Genomic DNA, 11,571 nt, shown 5'->3' with positions numbered 1-11,571 from the left:
CTTAAAAGATAGAACATTTTGATAACTATTTTCCAAGCAAGAGATGGAAAATAAAACATGTGAAGCTCTGGTTTTCCATTTATGTTTTCTATTATAATTTGATAGAGCCATCAGAGTTTATCCAATAACTCCAGTTTTTTATTGTAGAGGGATAACAATGGATAATGAATATGAAAGATTTATAGTAGCGTTGTAGGAGGTGCTGCAATGCTAAATTTAACAGCACCTAGGATTTGGATGAAAATTTAAATATTTTGGAAAAATATATTTACTAAAAATATGGAGGAAAAACATGAATAAAAAAATGTTGGCAATCTGTTTTACTGTGCTACACGAAGTATTTTTACATTCTCATTTGCTGAGAATAAGGAGCGGATTTTATACTTCGGCGGGTAATTCTGGCGGGCAACAGAAGCATAATACCGCATGGATCTATAAAATGGCTATAAAAGGAAATCTATATTTTTAGATAAATGCTTGCCAGACTTTTGCTAAAAGAATTTATATACAATCATTTTATAGAAGCATGGAATTGGAGAAGCTAAGGTTCGGAAGTGAGCTGGTAAAGAGAGGATTTGCAAAAATGCAGAAAGGAGGAGTAATCATGGATGTAACCAATGCGGAGCAGGCAATGATTGCTGAAGAAGCTGGAGCGGTTGCAGTTATGGCATTGCATAAAGTGCCTGCTGATATAAGGGCAAGTGGAGGGGTTGCAAGAATGGCTGATCCGCAAAAAATAGAGGAAATAATGGATGCAGTAACAATTCCAGTAATGGCAAAGTGCAGAATAGGGCATATAATGGAGGCAAACGCTCTCGAAGCAATAGGTGTTGATATGATTGATGAAAGCGAGGTTTTAACACCCGCGGATAATTTCTTCCATATAGATAAAAGAAAATTTAAAGTGCCTTTTGTCTGCGGAGCAAGAAGCCTTGGCGAGGCTTGCAGGAGAATATGGGAAGGAGCTGCAATGATAAGAACAAAAGGGGAAGCTGGCACTGGAAATGTTGTTGAAGCAGTGAAGCACATGAGGATAATAAATTTTTCAATAAATAAATTAAAGAGGATGGGAAAAGAAGAAATTTCATCTCTCGCTGAAAAATATTCGCTTGCTTACCTTAAGCTCGGCGAGGAAGTTGCGAAGGATGGCATAAGCTATGGAGATGTTGAAATATATGAAGGATATACTCTTGAGGAAATCAAAAAAGGAATTTATGAAATTCTAAATGAAATAAAAAAGCTCGGCAGACTTCCAGTTGTGAATTTTGCCGCGGGCGGCATAGCCACGCCAGCAGACGCAGCCTTGATGATGCATCTTGGGGCAGATGGTGTCTTTGTTGGCTCAGGAATATTTAAATCATCAAATCCAAGGGCTTATGCAATGGCTATAGTTGAAGCGGTAAATAATTGGCGGGATGCAAGCGTTGTTGCAAATGTTTCTAAAGGACTTGGAGAGGCAATGAGGGGAGAGGAAATAGACAGACTTGCTGAGAAAATGCAGATAAGAGGGTTATGAAAGTTGCTGTTCTTTCCTTTCAGGGGGATGTTGAAGAGCATGTTGAAATAGCAAATAAAGCAATTGAAAGAATTGGAGAGGGATATGCCTTTGCAACTATTAAAAGGGAGGAAGTAAGGGAGGCTGATGCATTGATTATTCCTGGAGGGGAGAGCACTACAATAAGCAAGTTGATGATTAAAAGTGGGGTTGCGGAAGAAATTAAAAATTTTGCAGGCATTGGAAAGCCAGTTATGGGAACATGTGCTGGATGCATAATTATTGGGAAAAATGAGGAAGTAGAAACTCTCGGGCTTATGGATATATGGGTAAGGAGAAATGCCTTTGGAAGACAAAAGGATAGTTTTGAGGCAAAGTTGAATATAGAGAGGATAGGAGAGTTCAATTGCATTTTTATAAGAGCCCCTTTAATAGAAAAAGCTGGAAGGGGTGTTGAAATTATGGCAAAATTTAATGATTATATAGTGATGGCAAAGCAGAAAAATATGCTTGCTCTTTCTTTCCATCCAGAACTTACAGGTGATACAAGAATTCATGAGTATTTTTTAAAAATGGCTGATATATAACCATGGCGAAAATATTCATCACAAGGCGCCTGCCAGATGAAGGAATGGAATTGCTTAAAGGACATGAGATTGAGATATATGAAGGGGATACTCCTCCAAGCAAGGAAGAGATTATAGAAGGAGTGAGGGGAAAGGATGCTTTGATATGCCTGCTCACAGATAAAATAGATGCTGAAGTTATGGAAAATGGAAAAAATCTTAAAGTAATAGCAAACTATGCGGTTGGAATTGATAATATAGATATTGCTGAGGCAACAAAAAGAGGGATATTTGTAACAAACACACCTGGTGTGCTTACCGAAACTGTTGCAGATTTAGCCTGGGCTTTGATGATGGCAATTGCAAGAAGAATTGTTGAAGGAGATGAGTTCATGAGGCAGAAAAAGTTTAAAGGATGGGCTCCAATGCTTCTTCTTGGAAGAGATATATACGGGAAAACTCTTGGCGTGATAGGCTTGGGGAGGATAGGTAAGGCTTTTGCAAGGCGTGCAAGTGGCTTTTCAATGAAAATTTTATATTATAGCAGGAAAAGAGATGAGGAATTTGAAAAGGAAACTGGAGCAAATTTTGTCAGTCTAAAAGAATTGCTTGAAGAATCTGACTTTGTCTCACTTCATCTTCCTTTAACTAAGGAAACATATCATATAATAGGAGAAAAGGAGTTAAAAATGATGAAAAAAACAGCATATCTTATAAATACATCTCGTGGCAAGTGCATAGATGAAAAAGCATTGATAAAAGCACTCAAGGAAGGATGGATAGGAGGCGCAGCTTTAGATGTTTATGAAAATGAGCCAGAGGTAAGCGATGAAATTCTTTCATTGAAAAATGTTGTCCTTGCCCCTCATGTTGGCTCTGCATCTTATGAAACACGTTCAAGGATGGCAATAATGGTTGCAGAGAATGTTCTTTCTGCTTTAAATGGAAAAATACCTCCTCAATGCCTGAATCCAGAGGCAGTAAAATATAGAAAAATATAGCAGTATTCCATTTCTTAATATTTCTGATATCAAATTTTCCTTCCATAAAATAAACTTTTTTGCAATTTAAGCATTTTTTCGAAATCAAAAATAAATATATATCTTCCTTTATTATACAATGCATCCTGAATTAGAAAAAATGCTTCAACTGGAATTCTTCAAGCGAGAAGGTTTTGAAAGAAGAAAATGCAAGAAATGTGGCTCATTTTTCTGGACAAGAGGAAATGAAGAGTTATGCGGTGATGCTCCGTGTGTTAGCTATTCTTTTATAGGAAATCCGATTGGAAGAAAAAATGATTTGCATAGCATGAGAAAAAAATTCCTTTCTTTTTTTGAGGAAAACGGGCATGAAATAATTGCCCGCTATCCAGTTGTTGCAAGGTGGAGGGATGATATATACCTAACAATTGCTTCCATAGCAAATTTTCAGCCACATGTAACAAGTGGAATAAGCAAGCCACCAGCAAACCCTCTTGTTATTTCTCAGCCAAGCATAAGGTTAAATGATTTAGAGGAAGTTGGTAAAAGCGGTCGCCATCTTACCCTTTTTGAAATGATGGGTCATCACGCTTTCAACAATCATGAAAAAATTTATTGGACAGAGGAAACGGTTGAATACTGCAACAACTTTATGAGAGAAGTTGGCATAGAAGAGGTAATATATAAGGAAGGGGAGTGGGCGGGTGGCGGGAATGCTGGCGCCTGCCTCGAAGTGCTTTGCGGGGGGCTTGAGGTTGCGACACTCGTGTTTATGAATCTGAGAGAAGATGAGAAAGGAGAGTTTTTAATTAAAGGAGCGAGATATTCGAAAATGCCCATTAGAGTTGTTGATACTGGCTATGGACTGGAAAGGCTTGTATGGCTAACCAATGGAAGTAAAACGGTTTATGATGCAATATTTAAATATGCAGTTGATAGAATTGATAGTGAGGCAAAAATTAAGAGCAAAGAAGAGGTATATGCAATTGCAGACCACGCTCGGTGTATCGCTTTTATGTTAGCTGATGGAATAGTTCCTTCAAATTCAGGTGCTGGATATCTTGCAAGACTTATTATAAGGAGAGCTCTTCGCTTCATGAAAAAAATTGGTTTTGAAGGGCTATTTGATGTTGTTTCTCTTCATATAGATGAAATGGGGAGAGATTTTCCAGAATTGAAGAATTCAAGGAGCAGGATAAAAGAAATAATCGAAATTGAGGAAGATAAATTTAATTCAATAATTGAAAGAGGAAAGGCAATTTTATCAAGATATAAGAAAGTTGGGGTTGAAGAGCTTGTTGAACTTTATGATTCACATGGAATTCATCCAGAAATTGTGAAAGAAATAATAGATGTTGAAATTCCCGAGAAATTTGAATCAATGATTGTGGAAAGGCATTTAAAAAGCAGAGAAGAAAAAAAGGAGGAGAGAACTTATCCATATAATACATCAAAAATTTACTATGAAATGCCTTATGAAAAAGAGTTTAATGCAAAAGTTATTTATAAAGGAGAGAATTTTGTAATTCTTGATAAAACTCTTTTTTATCCAGAAGGAGGGGGAGAAAAAAGCGATACTGGCTATTTAATTCAGAATGGGAAGAAGGCAAGAGTTATAAAGGCGGAAAAGGCAGGAGATGCAATCTTGCATTATATAGATGGAGAAATAGGGGAAGGGGAAGTGAAGGGAATAATTGACTGGGAAAGGAGATATGCAATGATGATACATCACACTGCAACGCATATAATAAATCACGCATCTCGCATAACTTTGGGGGAGCATGTATGGCAGGCAGGAAGTGAGCTTGATGAAAATGAGGCAAGGCTTGATATAACTCATTATAAGAGAATAAGTGTGGAAGAAGCGAGGGAAATAGAAAAAAGGGCAAATGAAGTGGTAAGGAAAGGGATAGAAGTCAAAAAATATTTTTATGAAAGAAATGAGGCGGAGAAGAAATATGGAATGAGATTATATCAAGGAGGGGCTCCTAAAAGCAGTGTTATAAGGGTTGTTGAAATTCCTGGCATAGAAGCGGAGGCATGTGGAGGAATGCATATTGATAATACAAGAGAAGCCGGATTGATTAAAATAATAGGAATTGAAAGAGTTCAGGATGGAGTGGAGAGAATAAGATTTTGTGCGGGCGAAAGAGCGATAGAATATATTCAAAAGCAGGAGGAAATTATAAGGAAATTGGCTGAAGGGCTTAATCTGCAGCAGGATAAAATTGTTTCAGCAGTTGAGGAAATGGAAAAAGAAATAAAGGAGCTAAGGAAAGAATTGAGGAAGCTTAAAGAAAAAATAAGTGAGGAAAATGCGGAATTTTATGAGGGAATAAAGATAATAAATCAGAATGAACTTGTGCCTTCTTCAATAAAAGAACTTACTAAAGAAAAAGCGGTTGTTGTTTCAGCAAGCATTAAAGAAGAAAATGCAATAATAACGCTTGCATGCTCCCCAGACATCTCATTAGATTGTTCAAAAATTGTAAAAACTCTCTCGCAAAAAGGAGGAGGAAAAAGAACAATTGCTCAAGCAAGCATAGAGAAGGACAGGGCTGAAGAATTTAAAAAAGATGCAATAAGAATAATTAAAGAAGAAATAAAAAAATTTAAAATGAAATAATTATCCTTATGGGCCGGTAGATCAGCTGGAAGATCGCCACCTTGGCATGGTGGAGGTCGCGGGTTCAAATCCCGCCCGGTCCACTGTGGGTAGAGAAGAGTTGAAAAGGATTGTTGATGAATACATGCGAAAGGTTTGTGGGCTGAGAGAGCATTGTGAGAGATGCCTTAAAACAGAGAGATGGCATGGTAGTGTTGTTTTGATGATTGTTGATGCTTGCTTTACTTCTCTTGGCTTAAATTATTTCAACGCTGTTGTTCCAAAAGTTTTTGAATTTGATGAAAAATTTGTAAGGAGCGGAAAAATTAAAAAATTGAAAGAGCTTGCTGAAGCAGATATAGAGGAGGTGAAAAAGATATGGAAAAATGAAAGGAGCTGGAATACTGCAAAAAACATATCTTTCTATCTTTCAAAATTAAGCAATGATGATAGAGAAGCTTTAAGAAAATGGGCAAAGAATGCAAATGTTGAAAAATGGAAGGAAGATGAAATAGGAAAAATAAAGGGTGTTGGACTAGTTACTTTTCAATATTTAAGAATGATGGGAGGAGTAGATACAGTAATGCCAGATAAAATTGTTAAAAGAGTTATAAATGAAATACTGGAGAAAGCAGGATATGATGCAGTTGAAAATGATTTGGAATTTATAAAAAAGGCGGAGGAAATTGCATCAATTTGTGGATATAAAGCGATAGAAATTTGTTGGATGACATGGCTTGTTCAAAGCGAAGGAAATAAAATAAGAATGGAAAAATATGCAAATATCTTGGATAAAATTTAATATAAATTTTACTATACCTTTATGATTGAAAAAATAAAAAGAAACCTGAAGGAAGTAGTAACGATTGAGGAATTAGAAAAAATTGTTAAAAAGGAGGATAAAAAGGGCTATATTGGTTTTGAGCCATCTGGTTTAGTTCATCTTGGCTGGCTTATGTGTGCTGATAAAATTAAAGATTTGGTCGATGCTGGATTTGATTTTTATATTCTGCTCGCTGACTGGCATGCTTGGATAAATGACAAGCTAAATGGCGATTTGCAAGCAATCAAAATTTGTGGGGAATATATAAAAGATGCATTTCTTGCAATGGGAATAAATAAGGTTAAATATGTTTATGCAAGTGAAATGGTAAGGGATAGCGAATACTGGAAGACAGTAATTAAAATAGCTAAGGAAACAACTCTTGCAAGAGCTAAAAGAGCAATGGATATAATGGGGAGGAAGGAGGAGGAAGCAGAAAAGGATATATCAAAATTTTTTTATCCTCTTATGCAGGTAGCGGACATATTTTATTTAGATGTTGATGTTGCTCTTGGAGGAATGGATCAAAGGCATGCTCACATGCTTGCAAGAGATGTTTCTGGAAAATTAGGAAAGAAAAAAGTTGTTGCACTTCATACTCCCTTAATTTCCTCGCTGCAAGCAAAGGAAAGAATGGATGCAAAGATGTCAAAAAGTAAGCCAGAAAGTGCAATTTTTATTCATGATGATTTTGAAACAATAAAGAGGAAAATAAATAAAGCATATTGTCCCTTGCAGGCTGAAAATAATCCAGTTATGGAAATAGCAAGGTATATTATTTTTCAACATTTTGAGGAAGTAGAAGTAGCTGGCAGGACTTTTTCATCTTATGAGGAGCTTGAAAATTCTTTTCTTAAAAGCGAAATCCATTTTGTTGATTTAAAAAATTCAGTTGCTGAGTATCTGGAAAAAATTATTTCTCCAATAAGAATTCATTTTTCAAGCAATCCAAAAAATTTAGAAGCACTTATGAATTATTTAGAGAAATGATAAAAGTAGGATGCTGTGGTTTTTGCTGCAAAAAGGATGAGTATTTTAAAAAATTTGAAGTAGTTGAGATACAAAAAACATTCTATTCATTGCCTTCAATAGAAACAGCAAGAAAATGGCGCAAGGAAAAGCCGGAAAATTTTGAATATACAATGAAGGCATGGCAACCAATAACTCATTTGCCAAACAGTCCTACTTATAGGAAAGCAAAGTTAAAAATAGAAAGCAATAATTATGGATTTTTCAAGCCTAGCAATGAAGTTTTTGATGCATGGGAAAAATTTAGCGAATTTGCAAAAGAGTTGGATGCAAAAATAATTGTTTTTCAATGCCCTCCAAACTTTCATGAAAGCGCTGAAAACATAAGAAACATTGAACAATTTTTTTCAAGCATAGAAAGAAAGTTTTTGTATGCAATTGAATTAAGAGGAAACTGGAGAAGGGAAAAAATTATAGAAATTTGCAAAAATTTTGATTTAATTCACTGCGTTGATCCTTTTAAAAGCCCAAGCTATTATGGAAAAATAAAATATTACCGTTTGCATGGAATAACTGGATATAACTATGATTACAGCAAAGAAGAATTGAAAAAGCTCTTGGAATTTTGCAGGAATAAGGAAATTTATTGCTTATTCAACAACACAAAAATGCTAAAAAATGCAATCGAATTTAAGGAAATGATAAAATGAGGGTAATAATAAAGTTAGAGGATGAGAAAAAGCAAGCAATAGATAATGCATATAATAAATTGCAGGGATTTGTATATAGTCTTATAAGAGAAAAATTTAATTCAATTCATGATAAGAAAGGATACAAGTTTTTTTGCTTTTCAAATATATTTCCCTTTGAAGGTAGTAGGATAAGAAATTTTATAATTTCTTCTCCAAGCAAGGAATTAATAAATTCAATTGCTGAAAAATTAGAAATAGGTAAAATAGTAAATATAGGAGAAACGCAATTTAAAATTAAAGAATATTCAATTTTTGAAGTTAAAATATCAAAAAGAAATGTCCATATTTGCTCTTCAACTCCTATAATAATAAGAATTCCAGAAGCAAGATATAATAGCTATAATATTCCACAAGAAGAAAGGAAGAAAAGATATGTTTATTGGCGTCCAAAATATAGTTTTGAGGCTTTTTTAAAACAATTAAGCGAGAATTTGATTAAAAAATTCAATGATTTTTATGGAACAGAAATATATAGATATGATTTGTTTGAGCAATTTATTTTTAAAAAATCAGTATATAGCAATCTAACAATAAATGGAAAAGACTATCCTTTTGCTGGAAGTTTATGGGAATTTATGTGGAGCTACATGGACAGTGTTCAAAGAAAAATTATTGAATTTGGGATAGATGCCGGCTTCGGAGAAAGAAACAGCATGGGCTTTGGATTTGTAAATCCGAGATATTCGCTGGGTTCTCAATGAACATCCTGACAATTGGTTGATCAAGGCCTTGGTTGATGATACAAACACAGAGTTCAAATAATGTAAAGTCAACTTGATATGGTAACATTTTTTGCTTATTAATTTCTTACTGGTTCTTTCGAACGATAGAGAATTTAAGAGTTACTGGCATAATTCGAATTTCACATAATCACCGAATCATTTCTCCTTTTGTCCAATATTACCGATGTTCCTTGACATTACATAGGAGTAATGTTTATAAAGAAGGATACTATTTATAAAAATTATGAGTGAAGTGTTAAAGTGGATTTTAAACGACTATTGCGACAAAGTACTTCCAAGTTTGTTTAAAAACTCTGTTAGTGTTTCTGCTAAAAAAGAGAATATTGTAAGCTATCCCACGCACATAATCAACGCAGTGTTTACTGCAAGTTCTATATACTCTTATGAACATCTGGATACTGAATCGGAAAACAATATCAAAGAGTTGAAATTACTTATATCTATTATTACTCTCCATGACATAGGAAAATATCTCGAAGGGAAATATGGAATATCGGGTGGTAATTCTAAAGAGAATATAAAAAAATATTTTGAAAATGATGACTTCAAAATAAAGGATTTCTTCCCAGAAATCGATAGCGTCGATTGTAATGAAATTGCTTGGTTAATACAGAATACGGAATTAAAAGATGAAACTCGAATGGAGACAAGTGAGCATAGAACAGAATTTGGGAGACTGGCGGATTATTCACGGTTAGGGGATAAAATCGCAAGCCTAACAAAAGATGAGTTGTATGTCCTAAAAATATTCGATGCTCTTAAATATCATGATGTTCATGTGGTTCAAATACCTAAATTTCCACAATTTCTCATAAGGAAAGAGCTTCTTAAAGCGTTAAAAAAGTACTACGAAGAGAAAGGCGCTATTCCTTTTTTATTATTTGAGGATGGAATTTTCTATATTCATAAAGAAATTATCCTCCCAGAGCCTGAGAAGATCAAAGAGCACCTTCTCACGAACATTAAAGAGTTGTTGAAATTAAACAGAAATGAAGAAGAGCAAGAAAACTTTCTGAGTTTAAGGATAGACTTTCAATCAATTGATGATAGTTCTATTCTGAACTTTCCACTGCCAATAGATGAGAAAAAAGAAATAATTTTAAGTGAGATAATTAGGAAAATACCGAAAGCCATGAAGGGTGTCAACATTGCTTTGCCTCAAAATAGAGAGCTTCAGAAAAAATTAGCTGTAATTACATATTTCATTTACAAAAATGATGATATTAAAACTATTTTAAAGAAACAACCAAATAAAAAAGAAGAACGAAAAATAAATGATATTTTAAATACTCAGTTGAGAGAAAAAATCAAATCAATCAGAGATCAGGTTGGTTCCCAGAAATTCAAGATTTATGTAGCAAAAGAGCTTTTTGAAAATTATCAAATGTACGATATAGAATCAATTTTTAAAAAGTGTGATGATTTCCTGAATCAACAATTAGAGCAACGAAGTAACTTGAATATATTTGATACGATTATAAAAAATATTTCTGTAGATTTTCAGCAGACTTTTGATACTGAGGAAACGCCTAAAGACAAAGAGGAAATGTGCTTCTTATGTGGTACACGAGCGACTCTGGAATATAGAGCTAAAATGAACTATTTTCTCCAAGCAAGAGAGTTTTCGAAGAGAGGAAAAGTGTTTGGAGAACAGAAGAAAATCTGTCCCCTCTGTCTTATTGAACGAAATTTAATTGAAGGATTACTGAGTAAACATGGATACTCTCCAACCGGGGACTATTTATTTGCCATATTCTATTTCGATAAGATATTTGCTAATATTTCCTACTTTGCAAGAAATTTTAGTAATGTCCCAATAGAGACCGAGATCTCAATCACAGAGCGTGTACAATTTAGGTTGGGTGATTTCGACGGATTGTACTTGGTTGTACCTTACCGGTATGGGGGCAAAGAAGAGGCTGTGAGGCAGAGCAACAGGGTAAATATCACAAAACAAATTTTGGATTTCGTAAGGAGATATGGATGCAAATCTATACTTACAGTTCCATATACTCTTCTGCGAACTTACAATACTCTATTTGTTAATGAGAATCCGACAAGACTTGAAATTTCTCTCCAAATACATACTATTTGCGATTTTGGCGAACTTGCTAAAAAAAGACAATTCTTAAATGCAATTTATGAACTTGATAAGCGTAAAGGTTACTTTAGCGTGCAAAGTTACAATATCTTTTCTTTTATTCATTTCACCAAACTTAAGAGTAACGATTGGAACCGAAACATTAATGTAGTAAAAAGTTGTTTTTGGGGTGAGATGATGAAAATAGAAGAAATAGCGCAAAGAGGGAAGGAACTTTATAGCAATGTGTGGGGTTCCTCCTATAAAAGAACTGTGCTTATGAGAACTGCTATAGATGCAATCTTAATAGCTCTTCAGCAGAGATTACCAGAAGATGAATTAAAAACATTTGTTTCTGCCCAAATATATAAGCTGGCTATGAGAGAAGAGTATGCCAAAAAAAAAGATGCTGAAAAATATGTTAAAGAGTTTGTTGAGAGCTTGATCCATTACTTAAAAGAAAAAAATTGGTACTCTGTGTCTTCACTTTCCTCAATTGAAAAATACTTGGTAGATGCGTACGAATTTGCATTAAAATCAATTTCGAAGGAGGCATAA

Annotated in this window: 10 protein-coding genes and 1 tRNA gene; all 11 read left to right on the top strand. The window is 34.4% G+C overall.

Going from position 1 to position 11,571, the window contains the following annotated elements; translation table 11 throughout:
• Positions 1-292: 292 nt before the first annotated feature.
• The 11 genes from H5T45_03660 (at position 293) to H5T45_03610 (ending at position 11,571) form a co-directional block, all read left to right on the top strand.
• A complete protein-coding gene (locus H5T45_03660; protein MBC7128812.1) occupies positions 293-469 on the top strand; it encodes a hypothetical protein in 177 nt (58 codons plus the stop codon).
• A 63-nt stretch (positions 470-532) separates the two neighbouring features.
• Entirely contained in the window at positions 533-1,516 is a 984-nt protein-coding gene (gene pdxS / locus H5T45_03655; GenBank protein MBC7128811.1) for a pyridoxal 5'-phosphate synthase lyase subunit PdxS, read from the top strand.
• Positions 1,513-2,082: a pyridoxal 5'-phosphate synthase glutaminase subunit PdxT gene (gene pdxT / locus H5T45_03650; protein MBC7128810.1), complete on the top strand. Its 570-nt coding sequence runs from the start codon at positions 1,513-1,515 to the stop codon at positions 2,080-2,082. The genes pdxS and pdxT overlap by 4 nt, the downstream gene beginning before the upstream one ends.
• 2 nt (positions 2,083-2,084) lie before the next feature.
• Entirely contained in the window at positions 2,085-3,062 is a 978-nt protein-coding gene (locus tag H5T45_03645; protein MBC7128809.1) for a D-glycerate dehydrogenase, read from the top strand.
• Between the two features lie 118 nt (positions 3,063-3,180).
• Positions 3,181-5,667, top strand: coding sequence for an alanine--tRNA ligase (alaS, locus tag H5T45_03640; GenBank protein MBC7128808.1), 2,487 nt, complete (start codon positions 3,181-3,183; stop codon positions 5,665-5,667).
• Between the two features lie 10 nt (positions 5,668-5,677).
• Positions 5,678-5,750 (top strand) — tRNA-Ala (locus H5T45_03635).
• Positions 5,751-5,791: 41 nt separating this feature from the next.
• Positions 5,792-6,448, top strand: a complete 657-nt coding sequence (locus H5T45_03630; GenBank protein ID MBC7128807.1) for a hypothetical protein — start codon at positions 5,792-5,794, stop codon at positions 6,446-6,448.
• Positions 6,449-6,469: 21 nt separating this feature from the next.
• Positions 6,470-7,459, top strand: coding sequence for a tyrosine--tRNA ligase (locus tag H5T45_03625; protein MBC7128806.1), 990 nt, complete (start codon positions 6,470-6,472; stop codon positions 7,457-7,459).
• The gene (locus H5T45_03620; protein MBC7128805.1) at positions 7,456-8,148 is read left to right on the top strand and encodes a DUF72 domain-containing protein; all 693 of its coding nucleotides are present in this window, start codon (positions 7,456-7,458) and stop codon (positions 8,146-8,148) included. Before H5T45_03625 ends, H5T45_03620 begins: the two co-directional genes overlap by 4 nt.
• Complete coding sequence (gene cas6, locus H5T45_03615) at positions 8,145-8,891, top strand: CRISPR-associated endoribonuclease Cas6 (GenBank protein MBC7128804.1); 747 nt, start codon at positions 8,145-8,147, stop codon at positions 8,889-8,891. Before H5T45_03620 ends, cas6 begins: the two co-directional genes overlap by 4 nt.
• Positions 8,892-9,156: 265 nt before the next feature.
• The gene (locus H5T45_03610; GenBank protein MBC7128803.1) at positions 9,157-11,571 is read left to right on the top strand and encodes a hypothetical protein; all 2,415 of its coding nucleotides are present in this window, start codon (positions 9,157-9,159) and stop codon (positions 11,569-11,571) included.

It is taken from the genome of Thermoplasmatales archaeon (genome assembly GCA_014361245.1).
In the GTDB taxonomy this organism is placed as follows: domain Archaea; phylum Thermoplasmatota; class E2; order UBA202; family JdFR-43; genus JACIWB01.
This window is presented reverse-complemented; position numbering and strand designations above follow the sequence as displayed.